This is a genomic window from Vibrio neonatus, assembly GCF_024346975.1.
GTDB lineage: Bacteria > Pseudomonadota > Gammaproteobacteria > Enterobacterales > Vibrionaceae > Vibrio > Vibrio neonatus.
In genome coordinates, this window is sequence record NZ_AP024885.1 from 438,164 (window position 1) to 457,657 (window position 19,494).

The window sequence follows — 19,494 nt, forward strand, 5'->3', positions numbered from 1 at the left end:
ATATGAAAGAGAGTGTTTGCGTTTATGCTCCTGCATCTATCGGCAATGTCAGTGTCGGGTTTGATGTACTGGGCGCAGCAGTCTCTCCGGTAGATGGCACATTACTTGGAGATCGAGTAATGGTTGCCACTGGAGAGTCAGAGTTTTCATTAAAAACAGCAGGGCGTTTTGTCAGTAAATTGCCTGCTGATGCGAAACAAAATATTGTGTATCGCTGCTGGCAAGTGTTTGCCAAAGAAGTGGCGCGTAAAGGTGTCGCACTGCGCCACCTTGAGATGACCCTAGAGAAAAACATGCCTATTGGTTCTGGGCTTGGTTCTAGCGCTTGCTCTATTGTGGCGGCATTAGATGCATTAAACCAATTTCATGATAACCCACTTAATGAAACCGAGTTGCTGGCCTTGATGGGTGAGATGGAAGGTGAAATTTCTGGTGGCATCCATTATGACAATGTTGCCCCTTGCTATCTTGGCGGCGTACAACTGATGGTAGAAGAACTAGGTATTATTAGCCAAGAAGTGCCTAGTTTTGATGATTGGTATTGGGTGATGGCTTATCCGGGCATCAATGTTTCAACGGCAGCGGCTCGTGAAATATTACCTGCTCAATATCGTAGACAAGACATTATTGCGCACGGTCGTCATTTAGCAGGCTTTATTCATGCCAGTTATTCGGGTCAATCAAAGCTAGCCGCTAAAATGATTAAAGACGTGATTGCTGAACCTTATCGACAGCGTCTGCTTCCGGGTTTTCCTGAGGCGAGAGAGTACGCTGAAACAGTAGGTGCACTCACTTCTGGAATTTCTGGAAGTGGTCCCACAATGTTTACTATCTGTGATAGTTTAGAGGTTGCCGAAAGAGTGAAAGCTTGGCTTGAAGTCAACTACGTACAAAATAATGAAGGATTCGTGCACATCTGCAAAATAGATCAGCAGGGCTCGAAGGGAACAGGAAGTAAATTATGAAGTTGTATAACATCAAAGAAAACGACGAACAGGTCTCATTTGGACAGGCTGTTCGACAAGGTTTAGGTCGTAACCAAGGACTATTCTTCCCAACGGATATTCCAGCACTGGATAACATTGACGCATTACTTGCAGAAGATTTTATTACCCGTAGCAGCAAAATATTGTCTGCATTGATCGGTGATGAACTTTCACAAGCGCAAGTTTCCGAGATGGTGAGCTCTGCGTTTGCATTCCCTGCACCGATTAAGCAAGTAAAAGACGGTACCTATGCTTTGGAGTTGTTCCACGGTCCAACACTAGCATTTAAAGATTTTGGTGGCCGCTTTATGGCGCAGTCATTGGCAACGGTTTCTGAAGGTGGGCAAATTACTATTTTGACCGCGACTTCAGGCGATACTGGCGCGGCGGTAGCACATGCTTTTTATGGCATGCCAAATATCAACGTCGTTATCTTGTATCCAAAAGGCAAAATCAGCCCGCTACAAGAAAAACTATTTTGTACTTTGGGTAAAAATATCCATACCGTGGCCATTGCTGGGGATTTTGATGATTGCCAATCTTTGGTTAAGAAAGCCTTTGATGATGAAGCACTTCGTCAAGAAATTGGTTTGAATTCAGCAAACTCAATCAATATCAGCCGCTTAATGGCGCAGATTTGTTATTACTTTGAAGCTGCCGCTCAGCTGAGTAAAGAACAACGTGAGAACCTAGTGATCTCTGTTCCAAGTGGTAACTTTGGTAACTTAACCGCAGGTCTATTAGCTAAAGCTCTAGGTTTGCCGATTAAGCGCTTCATTGCCGCTACCAATGCCAATGATACTGTTCCTCGTTATCTGAAAACCGGTAAATGGGATCCAAAACCTACCGTTGCAACCACTTCAAACGCAATGGACGTTAGCCAACCTAATAACTGGCCGCGTATCGAAGAGCTTTGCCAGCGTCAAGGTTGGGGCTTAGATACATTGGGCAGTGCTACAGTGACGGATGAGCAAAGTGCTGCAAGTGTTCGTGAACTAAACGACTTAGGCTACCTATGTGAGCCACATGGCGCGATAGCGTACCGTTCTTTGCAAGAGCAACTTAATGATGGCGAAACCGGGCTATTCTTGTGTACAGCTCACCCAGCTAAGTTTAAAGAAGTGGTTGATGATATTTTAGGTAGTGATATTGAATTACCGGGACCACTGGCGAAGCATGCGGTAATGGATTTATTGTCAGAAGATTTAGACAATGATTTTGAACTACTAAAAGCGGTACTAAGAAAAGTGCAGTAGCACATTTACCGTTATCAGCATAAAAACGACGCTTCGGTGTCGTTTTTTTATATTTTGCTTAGAGCAAAAAAAAGCTTGGCTAGTGCCAAGCTTTTTTCGCAATTTACTTAAAAACTAGTAATTACATAGTCTCAGTAAAAGTACGAGCGATAACGTCACGTTGTTGCTCTGGAGTTAGAGAGTTGAAACGTACAGCGTAGCCAGAAACACGGATAGTTAGCTGTGGGTATTTCTCTGGGTGAGCAACTGCATCTTGAAGAGTTTCACGTTTAAGAACGTTCACGTTTAGGTGCTGACCGCCTTCTACTTTAGGTGCTTTTTCGATAGCTACTTCACGGCTTTCGAAGTCACCTAGATCTGAAGCTGCGATTAGTTGATCTGCTTCATAACCAGACGTTGCAACAACACAACGTGCTTCGTTCTTTTCAGAATCTAGTAGCCAGATAGAGTTTAAAAGCTCATCGTTTGCTGCTTTTGTAATTTGAATACCTTTGATCATGATTTCTCCTCAGCCACATATGTGGGTTAGATTTACGGATAAACTTGGAGCGTTTTTAGTTCGCTCACTGCATGTTTGCCATTTTAATATTGATTTAAGTCAAAAAACAACTAAAAACCGCATTTTTTTTAAGGTATTTTCCATGATTAGGATCAACTTTTAATTAATTCATAGGCTTACGCCATTTAAATTAACAAGCTGTATGGATTTGAAAGCTAATGTGTGGTTTTTTAACAACATTTGTATCAAAATCATTGCTATTCAGATTGAGCATAACAGTTTGAGAGTGATCATTTTTTGAAGTCAGTGAGAGTTTTTATGTCAAATAAAAAATTTATAGGTGCCCATGTTTCTGCTGCTGGTGGTGTGGAGAACGCGCCCATTAGAGCCAAAGAAATTGGTGCCAATGCATTCGCTTTATTCACCAAAAATCAGCGTCAGTGGGTGGCAAAGCCATTAACGCAAAAAAGCATAGATTCATTTAAGAAAAACTGCACGGCTTTAGGCTATTCATCACAGCAAATTTTGCCCCACGATTCTTATCTGATTAACTTAGGTGCGCCAGAAGAAGAGAAGCTAGAAAAATCCCGCGCGGCGTTTATTGATGAAATGGAGCGTTGCGAACAGCTTGGTCTTACTTTGCTAAATTTTCACCCTGGCAGTCATTTGAAAAAAATCTCCGAGAGTGAATGTTTAGCGCGTATTGCTGAGTCTATTAATCTAGCGCATCAAGCCGTGCCGAATGTGATTGCCGTGATAGAAAATACAGCAGGACAAGGCACTAACCTTGGTTGGCGATTTGAGCATATTGCTGAAATCATCGAGCAAGTTGCAGATAAAAGTCGTGTTGGGGTTTGCCTTGATACTTGCCACACTTTTGTGGCTGGGTACGATCTTAGAACTGCTGAAGCTTGTGAGCATACTTTTGCCGAGTTTGATCGCATTGTCGGTATGCACTATTTACGTGCAATGCACATTAATGACTCAAAAATAGCATTGGGTGGAAAGGTCGACAGACACCATTCTTTGGGGGAAGGAGAGATAGGTTGGGAGTGTTTTAAGTATATTTCTCAAGACTCTCGCTTTGATGGAATCCCGCTGATCTTAGAAACTATTGAGCCAGAAAGATGGCAGGATGAAATTCAAGCAATGCGGTCATTTTCTGTGTAACTTATTTTGCAAATAAGCGGATTGTTGGCACACTTCTTTCATCTCATAATGCAACGGACGAAGTCACTACGCATTATGGAGTGTGTCATGTTTAACGTAAATTTTGTACTACCTCAAGCCCGGCCAACACAGCGTGGGCAAGGACATCACCGTACTCCTCAGCGAACACCTAAGAAGAAGTGATATCTAATTTGCCAACAATATGCCAATATTTTCTCCAATACCAAACGTAACGGAGTAGATAAGGTTGAGTTGGCAAGATTTCATAAATACAGAGCGTTCAAAAGAGTACTTTTCTTCTCTACAGGCATTTATTGATGCTGAGCGCTCATGTGGCAAAGTCATATACCCAGCACCCCAAGATGTATTTTCTGCATTTGAACAAACACCTCTAGAAACGGTTAAAGTCGTTATTCTCGGTCAAGACCCATATCATGGGCCAAACCAAGCTCATGGTCTTAGCTTCTCTGTGTTACCCGGTAATAAAATCCCGCCTTCATTACGCAATATCTATAAAGAATTGGCTCAAGATATTCCAGAATTTGTCACGCCCGATCACGGCTACCTGCAATCGTGGGCTGAGCAAGGGGTATTACTGCTTAATACTGTACTGACGGTTGAACAAGGTCAGGCTCATTCGCACGCTAAAAGTGGTTGGGAAACCTTTACTCAACACGCTATTGAATACCTTGTTAGCCAGCAGCAACATATCGTGTTTATGTTATGGGGCGCACATGCACAAAAGAAAGGTGCCTGTATCGATCCAGCAAAGCATTGCGTACTGACTTCAAGCCACCCTTCACCACTCTCGGCTAGGCGTGGTTTTTTGGGTTGTCAGCATTTTTCATTAGCCAATCAATATCTAGAGCAACAAGGAAAAACAGGGATCAATTGGCAAATACCGAGCTCTCATCCTTCACTCTTTTAAAAAATACTTAAAACACAACCCCGTATAATCGCGTAAACTTTAAACAGTTGTAGGTATGGAGGAATAGATCATGATGATTGAAAGAATCCAGCGTGAACACGATTATATGATTCGTTTGCTGGCGATATTAAAAAGAAAGCTCAAACAAGTGAAAAGGGAAGAGCCCATCAATTATTCTCTATTAAAAGAGATAGTTGATTACCTTTGTGAACATTCTGAGAGGACGCACCATCCCAAAGAAGATCTTATTTATCATTACTTTAATGAGAACTACGGTAAGGATGAGACAATCAGTAATTTGGAAGCTGAGCACATTGCACTCTCTAAGACCACTCATGAGTTTTTAGATATGGTCGACATGATCTTGCAAGATGCTGTCGTGCCATTAGATATTTTCGCTGAGCAACTAAATACCTTCATTCGCAGTCAAAAGCAGCACCTTGATCTAGAAGAACATGAAATTTTGCCTTTGCTTAATAAAACTCTGACTACCGCAGATTGGCAATATTTGGAAACTAAATGGGGGGATCAGGAAGATGATCCTGTGTTTGGTGAAACCATTGCCGACAAGTACAAGCAGTTGGCCGATCGAGTGAAACAGGTAGATAAAGAACTCTGTTAAATTTCGCTAGAATATTAAAAAAGGATGGGGGGAAGCCCCATCCTTTGCTGTATAGAGAGTATTGAATAGACTTAGCGCATAGGGTTAACTGGCTAGGGCTAAGAGTCTGTTCGTTTATAACTGAATGTCTTCTAATCGATAACTGCTACACACATCCAAATCCATCAATTCCTTTTGAAGTCTTTGACGATCTTTTATCGCTTCAATTTCACGCCATTTGCGTTTTACCGGCTTTGAGCGGGTTCTACGAGGAGTTCGCTCTTCTGTTTCATCAAAGATACTATCAAGTTGCAAGCCATCCATAAGCTATCCCTTTTAGTTGTAATTAAGTACTTTCAGTTTGTATTGAATATGGACAATCAGATACTTTGACCATCTAGCAAACTTAACGCCATTATTATCATGAACAGTGTGATGGTATCTTTGAAGTGTTTAACAAATATGTACAAAAAGTAAAAATAATGTGTCAATGGTGATGAGGTTTGCATTATTGAATCGCGTATTTGTATAAAAAACAGACACTAAAGCGTGTAATTTGATTTATCAGATTTATATCGGCATGATGCACACGAAAAATTAAATTCCAAGAATGGTATGAAGTGGACGGTTTGCCCTCTACACTACTCAGGTCTGATATCCATCACAGTCATTAACGGCTCACAAATAGCCAAGGAAAATGCTCGACAATATCGCATTTTTATCAGCTAGCTTGACGAGTTAATCACTAGGATAGGTAGAAATATAAAAAAACCGAGTAGCAACCATTCCTTTGCTCTCATAGAGCCCTTTTGCGTACGAGGTTTATGTGGCTGATATTATTTATCTAATGAACGATCTTCTGTGGGGATCGATTCTTGTTTACCTACTTGTGGGTGGTGGTATCTACTTCACCATTCGTCTTAGTTTTATTCAATTTAGACATTTTGGGCACATGTTCAGTGTCTTGAAAAATAGTCGTAAAGCAGACAGTGCTGGCATTTCGTCTTTTCAAGCACTGTGTACTAGTCTGGCTGCTCGTGTGGGTACCGGTAATATGGCGGGGGTTGCGGTAGCACTGACCGTCGGTGGTCCTGGTGCTATCTTTTGGATGTGGCTTATTGCCATGCTCGGTATGGCAACCTCATTTGCCGAAAGCTCTCTAGCGCAGCTATACAAAACCAAAGATAGTGACGGTAACTACCGTGGTGGCCCAGCTTACTATATGGAAAAAGGCCTAGGTATGCGTTGGATGGGAGTGCTGTTCTCAGTATTTCTAATCATAGCCTTTGGTTTGGTCTTTAATGCCGTGCAAGCAAACTCTATTGTTAGCGCAGTTATTAATGCTTTTGAAATTCAAGCGCACCCAATGTCGGTTGGTGAATTTAGCTTTGACAGAAATGCATTGATTGGCGGCGCAATCATTGTGGCGATCTCTTCATTTGTTATTTTTGGTGGTATTCGCAAAATTGCTCGTACCGCTGAACTTGTTGTGCCTGTTATGGCGTTGGCGTATTTAGCCTTAGCGCTATTTGTGATGTTCAGTAACTTAGATAAAGTGCCTGATGTTATCTCACTTATCTTTAAGAGCGCCTTTGGCCTGCAAGAAGCTGCCGCTGGTGGTGTTGGCTATGCAATCGCACAAGCGATGATTAATGGTATTAAACGTGGTTTGTTTTCTAACGAAGCAGGTATGGGTTCCGCGCCAAATGCGGCAGCGTCAGCCACACCTTATCCGCCACACCCAGCCTCGCAAGGCTATGTACAAATGCTTGGTGTATTTACTGATACCATTGTGATTTGTTCGGCAACGGTCGCCATTATCTTAGTCTCTGGTGAATATGTACCACATGGTGAGTTTACTGGTATCGAATTGACTCAGCGAGCATTGAGCGCTGAAGTTGGTCAGTGGGGCAGTATCTTTATTGCGGTAGCGATTTTCTTCTTCGCCTTTACCTCGATCATTGCCAACTACTCTTACGCTGAAACTAACCTTATCTTCTTAAGACACAGCCATAAAGCGGGATTAAATATCTTCCGCATCATTGTATTAGCGATGGTTTTATTTGGCGCTGTAGCAACTTTGCCTGTGGTTTGGGCAATGGCCGATGTTTCTATGGGCTTAATGGCAATCGTGAACATGGTCGCTATCTTGTTGCTATCCGGCATAGTTGTGAAACTGGCTAAGGATTATAACCAGCAATTAAAATCTGGTGTTGTGCCAACTTTTGATGCGAGAAATTACCCAGAGCTACATTCGCAACTTGAAGAAGGGATCTGGGATGACTACGAAGAGCTAAAAGCGCAAGTAGAACGCAACAAGTAATCGAATTCTCCGATTAAAACAATAGTGAAAGCCGTGCTGACTTAGCGCGGCTTTTTTTATACCCTAGTGCAATAGGAACAGAACTTTTAAGTAAAGGATACTGATATGCTGATTTTAGTCTCACCTGCAAAAACGTTAGATTATGAGTCGCCATTGGCAACTGAACGTTATACACAGCCTGAATTCATCTCTGAGTCAGCAAAATTAATTGATGTCTGCAAAAAGCTGACCCCGGCGGATATTTCTAAATTAATGAAAGTCAGTGATAAAATCGCTGGATTGAATGTGGCTCGCTTTCAAGAGTGGAGCACTACCTTTACACCCGACAACGCTCGCCCTGCCATTTTGGCATTTAAAGGGGATGTGTACACCGGGCTTGAAGCTGAGAGCTTTAGTGAACAGGACTTTGATTATGCCCAGCAACATTTTCGTATGTTGTCAGGTTTATATGGCTTATTAAGACCACTAGACTTGATGCAACCTTACCGCTTAGAAATGGGTACAAGATTAGAAAACGCCAGAGGTAGCAACTTATACCATTTCTGGGGTGATCAGATCACGGATAAGGTGAATGAGACTTTAGCGGCGCAAGGGGATGACTTGCTAATTAACCTTGCTTCCAACGAATACTTCAAATCAGTAAAACCGAAAAATGTGCAAGGGCGAGTGATTACGCCAGTGTTCAAAGATTTGAAAAATGGTCAATACAAGGTGATTAGCTTTTATGCCAAAAAAGCTCGCGGCATGATGGCGAAATACATTATTCAAAACCAAGTAGACAGCCTAGAGGCATTAAAGCTATTTGATAGTGCGGGTTACTATTTTAGTGATACAGACTCAACCGCCAGAGAGTTAGTATTTAAAAGAGATCAGCAATAAGATAATCTTCTTTTGCCAGAGTACGTATTGATAGTAATTACGTACTCTGGCAGTGCAACACCAATACCTATCTAACTACTTCTTGTCTAAGTAAACCACTAAGGGGCGCATCTATGATCCTGCAAACAAATAGATTGCGATTAAGACCTTGGAAGCCCTGCGATTTCGACGCATTTGTGCAAATGAATGCGAGCCCTAAAGTGATGCGATTCTTCCCTAGCACCTTAACTCCACTGCAGAGTATTGAGTCAGCAAGACGTTTATCCGAAGAGTTGCAACAGCAGCAATGGGGTATGTGGGTAGTCGAAGAAAAGTCGACCAAGCAGTTTATAGGTATGCTGGGTTTGCAGCAAAGATCCATTGATGATGGGATTTTAACTAAACCGTTTAAAGAAATCGCATGGCGCTTAAATGAGCGTAATTGGGGCAAAGGCTTTGCCACTGAAGCCGCTACAGCGGTATTGCAGTATGCCTTTGAGCGTATGCATGTCGATGTTATTTATAGCCTCACCGCTTTGGTGAATCTGCCTTCTCAAAGGGTGATGCAAAAAATTGGTATGCAAGATACCCAGGCTAATTTTCAGCACCCACGGCTTGATGTGAATTCTAATCTGAGTTGGCACTGCTTGTACAAAATCAGCAAACAGCAATGGAAGGCACAACTTTAGTCGCTATTCTTACCAAACCATTCTTAAATTTAAAAAGCCGAGGTAGCTATGGAACCGCGAGTCAGCATTATTACGTTAGGTGTCGCCGATCTGAAGCGCTCTTATGATTTTTATTCTGCGCTTGGCTTTCCTTCGTCTTATACCGAAGAGCAAGATATTGTCTTTTTTCAAACCTCAGGCGTTTGTGTCGCCCTTTATCCATTAGCGAAACTTGCCGAAGAGATAGGCATTGAGTTAACAGAAGATGCAATAGCCTCACCAGTAATGACCTTAGCGCACAATACCAAGCAACAGCATCAAGTCGATGAGATATTAGAGCAGGCGGTAGCAGCAGGGGGCAGTTTGGTTAAACCAGCTCAGAGAGTGTTTTGGGGCGGTTACAGTGGTTACTTCAAAGACCCTGATGGTCATTATTGGGAAGTGGCGCACGCCGATTCTTGGCAATTTAATGCAGACGGCAGCTTAGTGATTGAGTAGCTCTGTCGTATTGGCGTTAGCATTGGTATTGGAGCAAATAGCCAGATAAAAAAATCCCCGACACTAAGGTCGGGGATGGTTATTATTTTTTCTTCTTCTTAGCTTTAGTCGCTGTTTTAGCGGCTGGCTTCTTTTTCTTCTTGAACACAGGTTTCTTGTGTTTTGGACGAAGATCTTTAACGAAACGCTCTTTAATGGCTTCTTTTGTGTATCGTTCTACACGTTCAATCATAGGTTGATCGTGCGCTTCAACAAGAGAAACCGCATTTCCTTTTTTACCAGCACGTGCTGTACGACCAATACGGTGTAAGTAGACATCGGCAGTACGAGGTAGATCGTAGTTGATTACATGGCTTACGTCTGGCAGGTCAATACCACGTGCGGCAACATCAGTTGCGAGCAGTACATTCACTTGTCCATCACGGAAACGGGCAATGGCGTTGTTACGACGATCTTGCGGCATTTCACCCTGAATCCAGCTACATGGAATTTGAGCGCTATCCAGTTGTTGACGTAACTCAGCAAGACGTTCACGGGTTTTTAAGAAGATGATACTTCTTTCCGCTTGCTCAGTAATAATGTGTTTTAGCAGGGCAAGTTTATGTTCTGCGTTATCAGCACGGTGATACCATTGCTGAATTTTTTTACGCTCTTTTAGTGATGACTGCGCATCGATTTCTGCAGGATCTTTTAATAGATCTTCAGTGAAACCTGCTACACCTTTACCTTCAAGCGTGGCAGAGAATAATAAGGTTTGTTTACGCCAGCGACATTCGTTAGATAAACGATCCACAACAGGGCCAAAGCCCATATCTAACATGCGGTCAGCTTCATCCAAAATTAACCATTCGATAGCGCGACAATCAAATCGTTCCGCATTGATGTATTCCATCAAGCGTCCTGGTGTTGCCACTACGATATCTTGAGTCGTTGATAGGATATCAGCGTGATCTTGATACATAACACCACCAGTAATGGTGAAAATGTTCAAGTTGGTGTATTTAGCGAGTTGTTTGGCTTGCTCGGTAATTTGCATCGCTAATTCACGGGTTGGCGTTAGAATTAATACGCGAGCTGGGCCGCCACGACGACGTGGAAAATCCAATAGATATTGTAACGCTGGAAGTACAAAAGCGGCGGTTTTACCAGTTCCTGTTGGTGCAGATGCAAGGATGTCCTTTCCGTCCAATGCTTGAGGAATGGCTTCACTTTGTACTTTTGTTGGTCTCTCAAAGCCTATTTCTTCTATGGCTTTAATAAGGGATTGGTCTAAATCTAACTCAGCAAAAGTTCTTAACACTGCAGTGCTCCGCAAACGGGTGGATGATAAAAGAAAGTATTATAGTTTAATGGTGATGCTGGTCACACTCTTATTTACATCTTTAGGTAAAAACTCTGTGTTAAAGCAATAAATTGAGCGCTGTATTGCTCGTTTTGATGAATGATCAGCTCACTTTGTTCGGTTTTTGTGTGCTCGCTCCCTTTTAGTTGTAGCTCAAATAAGTAGCGCGAGTGATTTTTTCTGGCAGTAGTTTTTACTTTGCACAGCCGAGTTAATTGCCATTGTTGCGCGACAGCGTGCTCGATAAACTGCTCGGCTTCTAGGCTAGGTAAGATAAAACTGGCCCTTCCCTCATCTTGCAGAAGCTCCCCACAACAGCGCAATAATTCAGGGTGAGACAAGGTCGCCGTGTGTCTGGCGGTTGCTCTGCTGGCTAAGGCTGACTGTTCGCCCGAGTTAAAATAAGGGGGATTGCATATGATGCCATCAAACTTAGCTAAGTTATCACGACTAAAAGCAATCACATCATGGCGCTGTAAAGTGATGCGATCTGCCCATGGGCTGGCAGAAAAATTAGTCTGCGCAGCCTCAATCGCATGCGGGTCGATATCAATGCCTGTCAAAGTTAGGTTTGGTTGCCTTTGCGCGCACATCAGGGTCAGTAACCCAGTGCCAGTGCCAATATCTAAAAGGTGATGATGTCCAGATAGCGTGGCCCAAGCGCCTAATAGAACACCATCGGTACTCACGGGCATGCCACTGTGACCACCCCAAATAGTAAATTGTTTAAACTGAAAATCTTTAGTGCTGGCTTTCATTGATTAAAGGCTTTTGGTTTTGCGAAGGTTAAGGGTATCGGTGATAAAAGGGTATGTGAGCAGATGTGGCAGTGGCGCGTGACAAGGAGGTGATTACGGCACCTCCTTACTTATCAATGAGTCTATTGCTTACAAGGAGTCGGCATATTCGGTAAGAATTTGCTCACACCAAGCGGCAATTCGCTCATCGGTTAATTCATATTGCGCTGCATCATCAAGAGCAAGGCCGACAAATTGAGTGCCGTCGGCGGTTAATGCCTTTGATGCTGCAAATTCGTACCCATCGGTAGGCCAGTAGCCAATAAAGTTAGGATTGCTTGGCTGAAGCTGCTGATGAAGTAGTCCCATCGCATCCTGAAACCATTCGCCATATCCTTCTTGATCCCCTAAGCCGAACAACGCGACGTGCTTGTCGGTTAGCGGTATGCCATCGATGTCTTGCCATAATGCGCCCCAGTCCTCTTGAAGTTCACCGAAATCCCATGTGGAAATGCCGAGAATCAAAAAATCATAATCGTTCATTTTTGCAAGTGGCGTATCTTTTACGTTGTGAAGATTTACAATCTCACTTCCAATAATGTCTTGAATTTTTTCCGCAGCCATTTCGGTATAGCAGGTAGTAGAGCCGAAAAATAGTCCTATTTTCATTATTTTTATTACAGCTAATTGTCATACTTTGGATTCTACCCTTATTTTTAATAAGTTTCAGTGTTCCGCTCTAGCAATCACAGTTATGCTTGTATACTTTAGGTTATTATTTTGAGAATCGTAGGTCTTTTAGCTTGTTAAATCAGAATCTTATAGAACAATTTTTAGACGCTATATGGATGGAAAAAGGTTTATCAGAAAATACCTTAGCTTCCTATCGTTTAGATTTGAGCAAGCTTTCTCAATGGTTAGATCATAATGATTCAGATCTTACCTCTGTAAGTCCTGAAAAATTATTGGAATATCAAGTGTGGTTGGCCGAGCAGAAGTTTGCTCAATCAAGTCGTGCGCGCATGTTGTCGGCAATGCGTCGTTTATTTCAATATCTGTATCGTGAAAAGGTGCGCGCGGATGACCCTAGTGTGTTATTGGTTCGCCCTAAATTACCAAAACGTTTACCTAAAGATATTAGCGAACAACAAGTTGAGAGTTTGCTCAGTGCGCCTAATGTCGATGATCCTATCGAGCTTCGTGACAAAGCGATGTTAGAGCTGTTATACGCCACTGGATTGCGCGTCTCTGAGCTGGTGGGTTTGACGATGGAAAACATGAGTTTACGTCAAGGTGTGGTGCGCGTTGTGGGTAAGGGCGGAAAAGAGCGTCTAGTGCCTATGGGTGAAAATGCCATTGATTGGATTGAACGTTTTTTGACTCAAGGACGACCGGCATTAATGGGAGAGCACTCTTCGGATGTGGTTTTTCCCAGTAAACGCGCTCGACAAATGACCCGTCAAACGTTTTGGCACCGCATAAAGTACTATGCTCTGATAGCAGGCATAGATACGGATACTTTGTCACCACACGTTATGAGGCATGCTTTTGCGACCCATTTATTGAACTATGGGGCTGATTTACGTGTCGTACAGATGTTATTAGGGCATAGTGATTTATCTACTACCCAAATTTATACTCATGTTGCTACCGAACGATTAAAACAGATCCATCAGCAACACCATCCAAGAGCGTGATATTAACAACAACTAATCGCACTCAATATTTTTTATTTAGTAGGAAATTGTATGAAGAGTTTATGTCGAGTTTTTAGCTTACTTATCTGCTCGTTAATTGCATTTAGTGTCAGCGCAGCAAAGTTTGATGAAGCCCAAATTAAAGAGCGATTTGCTAAAATTGGCGTCTCTGTTACCGAAGTGGAATCTCTTGGTATTGATGGTTTAGTAGAAGTAACGACCAATCAAGGTACTTTCTATGCAACGCCAAAAGGCGATTACTTTATTCCGGGCAAGCTGTATTCACTGGATGATGATGGCAATTTTAAAGATGTGACTGCGGCGCGTCTTGGTCCTAAAATTGCGGCTAAATTAGAGAGTCTTAGCGATGAAATGATTGTCTACAAAGCCAAAGATGAAAAGTACGTAGTCACTGTCTTTACTGATACATCATGTGGCTATTGTTTAAAACTGCATCGCCAAATGGATGAGTACAATAAACTAGGTATTACTGTACGTTACCTTGCATTTCCTCGTTCAGGCCCGCAAAGTCAAGTGGCGCAACAAATGGCGAACATTTGGTGTCATGACGACCCTGCTCAAGCTATGAGTGATATGAAACTGCGTGGCAAAAATGCCGAAGTCTCAACGGATAATATCAAGCAGTGCCAATCTATCATTACCAAACACTATCAAGTTGGTAAATCTGTTGGTGTTTCAGGTACTCCAGCGGTGTACAACGCGCAAGGCGTGAATATAGGCGGTTACTTATCGCCAAAAGATTTACTAGCCAGACTGCAATCTCAAAACTAATATGATGTATCGAAGCGCTGTTATTACAGCGCTTTTTTATTACTCCAGAACAATATTGATAGCACATGATCGAAATAAAACGCCGTCCTCTTGCGGATATCTCAAGCCTGCCCACTTCTTTATCTGCACTGATGAGACGCATTTATGCGGCTCGCGGAATTGAATCCATCTCGCAACTAGAGCGAGGCGCAAAGGGCTTGCTAGCTCCGCAAAAGCTATTTGGTATCGAGTCCGCCGCAGAGTTGTTGTTTACTGCTATTCAAAACAATAAGCGCATTATTGTGGTGGGGGATTTTGATGCCGATGGCGCAACATCTTCGGCGTTATCGGTTATGGCGCTGCGCATGCTAGGCTCGAATAACGTTGATTATTTGGTGCCAAACCGTTTTGAAGATGGCTATGGCCTTAGCCCTGAAGTAGTGGAACAAGCAATTGAGATGGGCGTTGATGTAATTATGACGGTCGATAACGGCGTTTCCTCCATTGAAGGGGTACGTTTTGCCAAAGACAATGGTCTTCAGGTACTGGTGACTGATCACCACTTGCCGGGACATGTCTTGCCCAATGCCGATGCTATGGTAAACCCAAATTTAAACGAATGTGGTTTCCCGTCTAAATCATTAGCCGGTGTTGGAGTGGCGTTTTATCTGATGATTGCGCTGCGAGCATTGATGCGCAAAAAAGGCTGGTTTACACAAATGGGCATTGCCGAGCCCAATCTTACTGAGTTTTTAGATCTGGTGGCGCTAGGTACGGTGGCTGACGTAGTGGCATTAGATGAGAACAATCGCATACTGGTGCATCAAGGTCTGCAGCGCATTCGCGCCGGACATGGCCGCCCAGGTATACAAGCTTTAATCGAAGTGTCGAAACGAACCCCAGGCCGTTTGGTTGCCTCTGATTTTGGTTTTGCTTTAGGCCCTAGAATCAATGCCGCAGGACGATTGGATGACATGTCATTTGGGGTTGAGTTGTTAATGAGTAACAACATTCATGCCGCAAGACGCATGGCTACCGAATTAGATGCTCTCAATATTACTCGCCGCGAAATTGAAGAGGGCATGAAGCAAGAAGCGATGGCGTTTTGTGAGCGAATTCAATTTAGCAAAGACCAAGAGATGCCTTATGGTATCACCTTGTTCCAACATGATTGGCACCAAGGGGTGATCGGCATTTTAGCTTCCCGCATTAAAGATCAATTCCATCGTCCTGTGATTGCTTTTGCCGATGGCGGAGACGGCTTAATTAAAGGCTCGTGTCGCTCTATTAAAGGGCTGCACATGCGTGATGCACTCGATAAAATCGACGTGCAGAATCCCGGACTTATTTTAAAATTTGGTGGGCATGCCATGGCGGCAGGTTTAACCATTAAAGAGCAAGATTTTAAACAGTTTAGTGAACTGTTTGATAAAGCTGTACGCGATGAAGTGGGTGAAGATGCCCTAAAAGGTATTGTGCTTTCAGATGGTGAATTAACACCCGAAGAGTTTTCCATGCACACGGCGATGGAGATCCGCAACGGTGGCCCTTGGGGACAAGCATTCCCTGAACCGATTTTTGATGGTGAATTTAAAGTTTTGCATCAGAAATTGGTCGGTGAAAAACACCTTAAATTAATGCTTGAACCTCTGCATAAATCCCATGGCACCAACATTATGGTGGATGCGATTGCCTTTAATGTAGATTTGCGCCGCTGGCCTGATCCAGCCACTACCAAAGTACGCATGGCATATCGTCTTGATATCAATGAGTTTAGAGGTAATCAGTCATTGCAACTGATGGTTGAGCATATTGATGTCGCCTAGTACGGTCATTGTTGTTTCTTATCAAGAGAATTGACTATCTTTAAAATATTTCTGTATCTTGCTCACATTTTTGAGTAAAATTCCGCGGTTATTTTCTATTCAAAGTATTGGCCAATAATGTTTGAAATCAATCCGATCAAAAACCGCCTACAGGATGTGTCTGAACGCACTAATGTCCTGAGGGGGTACCTTTGACTATGACGCTAAGAAAGAGCGTCTAGAAGAGGTAAATGCAGAACTTGAACAACCGGATGTATGGAATGAACCTGAGCGCGCTCAAGCGTTAGGTAAAGAACGTGCATCACTAGAAGCTGTCGTTGAAACCATTGATTTACTAGATCAAGGTGTCGAAGATGTGGATGGCTTGCTAGAGTTAGCGGTTGAAGAAGAAGACCAAGAAACTTTTGATGAAATCGAGCCTGAACTGGCTGAGCTGGAAACTAAACTGAACAAGTTAGAATTCCGCCGCATGTTCTCTGGCGACCATGATGCTTCTGATTGCTACATCGATTTGCAATCAGGCTCTGGTGGTACAGAAGCGCAAGATTGGACTTCAATGATGCTGCGTATGTACTTACGTTGGGCGGAAGCGAAAGGCTTTAAAGTTGAAGTTATCGAAGTGTCTGACGGTGATGTTGCTGGCCTTAAAGGCGCAACAGTGCGCGTTGCGGGCGAATACGCTTATGGTTGGCTTCGTACTGAAACTGGTGTACACCGTTTAGTGCGTAAATCACCATTTGATTCGAGCGGTCGTCGCCACACCTCATTTGCTTCTGCATTTATTTACCCTGAGATTGATGACAACATTAAGATCGATATTAACCCATCAGATCTTCGCATTGACGTATACCGCGCCTCTGGTGCTGGTGGTCAGCACGTTAACACCACTGAGTCTGCGGTACGTATTACGCACGTACCAACCAATATCGTGGTTCAATGTCAGAATGACCGTTCTCAGCATAAAAACAAAGACCAAGCAATGAAGCAACTACGCGCAAAATTGTTTGAGTTTGAATTGCAAAAGCAAAATGCTGAGAAACAAGCAAACGAAGATGCTAAATCCGACATCGGATGGGGCAGCCAAATTCGCTCATACGTACTGGATGATTCTCGTATCAAGGATCTTCGTACTGGTGTAGAAAACAGAAATACGCAAGCCGTTTTAGACGGCGACCTAGACAAATTTATCGAAGCCAGCCTTAAGTCTGGACTGTAATAAGGGTTAAATATGACTGAGCAAGTTCAAATTGATGAAAACAAACTGATTGCAGAGCGCCGCGCGAAATTAGATTCAATCCGCAAGGAGTGCAAGGCAAACGGTCACCCTAATGACTTCCGTCGTGACAGCCTAGCCGGTGATCTTCAAGCACAGTTTGGTGAGAAAACCAAAGAAGAGTTAGAAGAACTGAACCATGTAGTGGCTGTTGCAGGTCGCATCATGGCAAAACGTGGTCCTTTCTTAGTGATCCAAGAAACTTCTGGCCGTATCCAAGGTTACGCTGCTAAAGACGTACAAAAAGCGCTTAAAGCACAGTACCAAGGTCTTGATATCGGTGACATTATCGGTATTAAAGGTGCGCTGCATAAATCAGGTAAAGGCGATCTTTACGTGAACATGGAAGAGTACGAATTGCTGACTAAAGCGCTTCGTCCACTACCAGAAAAATTCCACGGTCTAACTGACCAAGAGATGCGTTACCGTCAACGTTACGTTGATTTGATCGTAAACGAAGATTCTCGTCATGCGTTTATTATTCGCTCTAAACTAGTGTCTGCTATTCGTAACTTTATGAGCGGTAAAGGCTACCTAGAAGTAGAAACGCCAATGATGCACGTGATTCCTGGCGGCGCAACCGCACGTCCATTTATCACTCACCACAACGCACTTGATATCGACATGTACCTACGTGTTGCACCAGAGCTTTACCTGAAGCGTTTGGTAGTGGGTGGCTTTGACCGTGTATTTGAGATCAACCGTAACTTCCGTAACGAAGGTCTTTCTCCACGTCACAACCCAGAATTCACTATGATGGAATTCTACCAAGCTTACTCTGACTACAAAGATCTAATGGATCTGACTGAAGAGATGCTAAGCACAGTAGCGGTTGAAGTTCTTGGTTCAACAGCAATGCCTTACGGCGATGAAACGGTTGAGTTTGGTGGCAAATATGCACGTATGAGCATGTTTGAAGCGATTAAACAATACAACCCAGATCATGCTGAAATTCAAGCAATGACCGAAGAAGACATTCAAGACCGTGACAAGATGGTGGCGATTGCAAAATCTGTTCACGTTCAAGTCGAAACGTTCTGGACTTGTGGTCAACTTCTTGAAGAGATCTTTGGTGAAACGGCTGAGCCTCAACTGATTCAACCTACTTTCATTACTGGCTACCCAGCGGACATCTCTCCACTGGCGCGTCGTAGTGACAGCAACCCATTCTTCACTGACCGTTTTGAGTTCTTTATCGGTGGTCGTGAAGTGGCAAATGGTTTCTCTGAGCTTAATGATGCAGAAGACCAAGATGCGCGTTTTAAAGCGCAAGTTGATGCAAAAGATGCGGGTGATGATGAAGCAATGTACTACGATGCAGACTACATTACTGCACTAGAGCATGGTCTACCACCAACAGCAGGCCAAGGTATTGGTATCGATCGTCTAGCGATGCTATTTACTAACACGCACACTATTCGTGACGTGATTCTATTCCCTGCAATGCGCCCACAACAATAACCGCTGTTGCAGTAGCGCGTTAACATAACAACGATGAAGCCACATCATTACTGATGTGGCTTTTTTTATGTGCCTACTTCAACCGGTTCCACTTCTTCTTGCAGTTCTAATAAGTTAATGGCAATCGTCACAAAGTCACTGTCAGTGATAATGCCTACCAGTTTTCCATTTTCCACTACTGGCAAACAGCCTACTTTGCGTTTTTGGATCATTAAGGCGCTTTCTTTTAGACCCGCATAAGGGCTGACCGTAATGACGTTTTTCGACATTGCTTGGTTAAGGGGCGTATGCAGAGTGTAGTTATTGCTTTCTGCGCCAGCTTGCAAGTTTGAGTCTTGAGCGGCGAGTATGTCTCTGTGTGTGACAAGGCCGAGTAACTTGTCATCCACATCAACCACAGGTACGTGTCTAACTTCGTGTTCGGTCATGAGCTTTTGTGCATCGGCAAGGGTGTTGGAACGCAACAGTGTATAGGGGTTGCGAGTCATAAGATCGACAATTTTTATCATAATGATCTCCTAGCAAGTTCCGAAGTAATACATCTGATTTAACTATAGTAATCAGGGCGTATTTTTACTTTGATTTACTCCTAACATTTGA

20 protein-coding genes are annotated in these 19,494 nt (G+C 43.2%); 14 read left to right on the top strand and 6 right to left on the bottom strand.

Going from position 1 to position 19,494, the window contains the following annotated elements; genetic code table 11:
* Positions 1–2 precede the first annotated feature (2 nt).
* Entirely contained in the window at positions 3–965 is a 963-nt protein-coding gene (thrB, locus tag OCU38_RS02090; protein ID WP_261823585.1) for a homoserine kinase, read from the top strand.
* A complete protein-coding gene (thrC, locus tag OCU38_RS02095; protein WP_261823586.1) occupies positions 962–2,242 on the top strand; it encodes a threonine synthase in 1,281 nt (426 codons plus the stop codon). The genes thrB and thrC overlap by 4 nt, the downstream gene beginning before the upstream one ends.
* A 121-nt stretch (positions 2,243–2,363) precedes the next feature.
* Here thrC and grcA read toward each other — a convergent pair whose 3' ends face one another.
* The gene (gene grcA, locus OCU38_RS02100; protein ID WP_023404500.1) at positions 2,364–2,741 is read right to left on the bottom strand and encodes an autonomous glycyl radical cofactor GrcA; all 378 of its coding nucleotides are present in this window, start codon (positions 2,739–2,741) and stop codon (positions 2,364–2,366) included.
* 318 nt (positions 2,742–3,059) lie between these two features.
* On the opposite strand from grcA, the gene nfo reads away from it, so the two are divergent.
* The 3 genes from nfo (at position 3,060) to OCU38_RS02115 (ending at position 5,461) form a co-directional block, all read left to right on the top strand.
* The gene (gene nfo, locus OCU38_RS02105; RefSeq protein ID WP_261823587.1) at positions 3,060–3,911 is read left to right on the top strand and encodes a deoxyribonuclease IV; all 852 of its coding nucleotides are present in this window, start codon (positions 3,060–3,062) and stop codon (positions 3,909–3,911) included.
* A gap of 247 nt (positions 3,912–4,158) precedes the next feature.
* Entirely contained in the window at positions 4,159–4,839 is a 681-nt protein-coding gene (ung, locus tag OCU38_RS02110) for a uracil-DNA glycosylase (RefSeq protein ID WP_390625231.1), read from the top strand.
* A gap of 70 nt (positions 4,840–4,909) precedes the next feature.
* A complete protein-coding gene (locus OCU38_RS02115) occupies positions 4,910–5,461 on the top strand; it encodes a hemerythrin domain-containing protein (protein WP_152821289.1) in 552 nt (183 codons plus the stop codon).
* 114 nt (positions 5,462–5,575) lie between these two features.
* Here OCU38_RS02115 and OCU38_RS02120 read toward each other — a convergent pair whose 3' ends face one another.
* Positions 5,576–5,764, bottom strand: a complete 189-nt coding sequence (locus OCU38_RS02120) for a DUF3545 family protein (protein WP_261823588.1) — start codon at positions 5,762–5,764, stop codon at positions 5,576–5,578.
* Positions 5,765–6,266: 502 nt separating this feature from the next.
* On the opposite strand from OCU38_RS02120, the gene OCU38_RS02125 reads away from it, so the two are divergent.
* The 4 genes from OCU38_RS02125 (at position 6,267) to OCU38_RS02140 (ending at position 9,787) form a co-directional block, all read left to right on the top strand.
* Positions 6,267–7,763 (top strand): alanine/glycine:cation symporter family protein, encoded by a 1,497-nt coding sequence (locus OCU38_RS02125; RefSeq protein ID WP_261823589.1) that lies wholly within the window; start codon positions 6,267–6,269, stop codon positions 7,761–7,763.
* A 105-nt stretch (positions 7,764–7,868) separates the two neighbouring features.
* Positions 7,869–8,642 carry a peroxide stress protein YaaA gene (gene yaaA, locus OCU38_RS02130; protein ID WP_261823590.1) on the top strand — a complete coding sequence of 258 codons (774 nt, stop codon included), beginning with the start codon at positions 7,869–7,871 and terminating at the stop codon, positions 8,640–8,642.
* A 113-nt stretch (positions 8,643–8,755) separates the two neighbouring features.
* Positions 8,756–9,310, top strand: coding sequence for a GNAT family N-acetyltransferase (locus OCU38_RS02135; protein ID WP_261823591.1), 555 nt, complete (start codon positions 8,756–8,758; stop codon positions 9,308–9,310).
* 48 nt (positions 9,311–9,358) lie between these two features.
* Entirely contained in the window at positions 9,359–9,787 is a 429-nt protein-coding gene (locus OCU38_RS02140; RefSeq protein WP_261823592.1) for a VOC family protein, read from the top strand.
* Positions 9,788–9,869: 82 nt separating this feature from the next.
* On the opposite strand, the gene srmB is transcribed toward OCU38_RS02140, so the two are convergent.
* The 3 genes from srmB to fldB form a co-directional block, all read right to left on the bottom strand.
* Positions 9,870–11,087 (bottom strand): ATP-dependent RNA helicase SrmB, encoded by a 1,218-nt coding sequence (srmB, locus tag OCU38_RS02145; protein WP_261823593.1) that lies wholly within the window; start codon positions 11,085–11,087, stop codon positions 9,870–9,872.
* 74 nt (positions 11,088–11,161) lie between these two features.
* The gene (locus OCU38_RS02150) at positions 11,162–11,887 is read right to left on the bottom strand and encodes a tRNA1(Val) (adenine(37)-N6)-methyltransferase (RefSeq protein WP_261823594.1); all 726 of its coding nucleotides are present in this window, start codon (positions 11,885–11,887) and stop codon (positions 11,162–11,164) included.
* A 129-nt stretch (positions 11,888–12,016) separates the two neighbouring features.
* The gene (gene fldB / locus OCU38_RS02155) at positions 12,017–12,535 is read right to left on the bottom strand and encodes a flavodoxin FldB (RefSeq protein WP_261823595.1); all 519 of its coding nucleotides are present in this window, start codon (positions 12,533–12,535) and stop codon (positions 12,017–12,019) included.
* A gap of 134 nt (positions 12,536–12,669) precedes the next feature.
* On the opposite strand from fldB, the gene xerD reads away from it, so the two are divergent.
* The 5 genes from xerD (at position 12,670) to lysS (ending at position 18,894) form a co-directional block, all read left to right on the top strand.
* Positions 12,670–13,563: a site-specific tyrosine recombinase XerD gene (gene xerD / locus OCU38_RS02160; RefSeq protein ID WP_261823596.1), complete on the top strand. Its 894-nt coding sequence runs from the start codon at positions 12,670–12,672 to the stop codon at positions 13,561–13,563.
* Between the two features lie 51 nt (positions 13,564–13,614).
* Positions 13,615–14,355: a bifunctional protein-disulfide isomerase/oxidoreductase DsbC gene (gene dsbC, locus OCU38_RS02165; protein ID WP_261823597.1), complete on the top strand. Its 741-nt coding sequence runs from the start codon at positions 13,615–13,617 to the stop codon at positions 14,353–14,355.
* Positions 14,356–14,420: 65 nt separating this feature from the next.
* Positions 14,421–16,160, top strand: a complete 1,740-nt coding sequence (recJ, locus tag OCU38_RS02170; RefSeq protein ID WP_261823598.1) for a single-stranded-DNA-specific exonuclease RecJ — start codon at positions 14,421–14,423, stop codon at positions 16,158–16,160.
* 117 nt (positions 16,161–16,277) lie between these two features.
* Positions 16,278–17,376 (top strand): peptide chain release factor 2 gene (gene prfB / locus OCU38_RS02175; protein ID WP_119006043.1). Its coding sequence is split into 2 segments (ribosomal slippage): positions 16,278–16,352 and positions 16,354–17,376, totalling 1,098 coding nucleotides; the frame shifts between segments, so codons are not numbered across the junction.
* 12 nt (positions 17,377–17,388) lie between these two features.
* Entirely contained in the window at positions 17,389–18,894 is a 1,506-nt protein-coding gene (gene lysS, locus OCU38_RS02180) for a lysine--tRNA ligase (protein ID WP_021714426.1), read from the top strand.
* A 65-nt stretch (positions 18,895–18,959) separates the two neighbouring features.
* On the opposite strand, the gene OCU38_RS02185 is transcribed toward lysS, so the two are convergent.
* Positions 18,960–19,403: a CBS domain-containing protein gene (locus OCU38_RS02185; protein ID WP_152821273.1), complete on the bottom strand. Its 444-nt coding sequence runs from the start codon at positions 19,401–19,403 to the stop codon at positions 18,960–18,962.
* Positions 19,404–19,494: the final 91 nt, after the last annotated feature.